This window comes from Sutterella seckii (genome assembly GCF_009183815.1).
Taxonomy (GTDB): Bacteria; Pseudomonadota; Gammaproteobacteria; order Burkholderiales; family Burkholderiaceae_F; genus Sutterella; species Sutterella seckii.
Window position 1 is genome coordinate 1 of sequence record NZ_WEHX01000257.1, and the last position, 398, is coordinate 398.

The window sequence follows — 398 nt, forward strand, 5'->3', positions numbered from 1 at the left end:
CAGCTTGCCGCGTCAGTCTGTTAACTGACCTGGATGCAGTTCTTCACTCACGAAACGCTTACGGGATCTGTAGCCCTAAAAACGACCCGTGAACTCAGGTTAACAGTCTCACAAAATAGGTTGATCTAGATCAAGTCCCGGAATCTTTTCTGGGATTTTTTTAATTTTGCATTCATTACTATGCCAAGCCAGAGGCTCAGGCCTATGTTTGTGAACAGGCGATTCGCCTGCACCACGAAGGTTGGACCAACGTTGACATCGCCAAACACTTCAATGTTCACCCGAACACTGTCGGGAAGTGGCATTAGATGTCATACTAACTTTCGCCACCCCTTCAACCTTTCATGGAGTGGCAAAACATGCGATATTCGCAGGAGTTCAAAGACAACGTCGTAGCG

General features: G+C 47.2%; 1 protein-coding gene. It reads left to right on the plus strand.

The features are described 5' to 3' along the window. The first annotated feature begins 170 nt into the window (after positions 1-170). The gene (locus GBM95_RS13220; RefSeq protein ID WP_152159294.1) at positions 171-308 is read left to right on the plus strand and encodes a helix-turn-helix domain-containing protein; all 138 of its coding nucleotides are present in this window, start codon (positions 171-173) and stop codon (positions 306-308) included. Positions 309-398 lie beyond the last annotated feature (90 nt).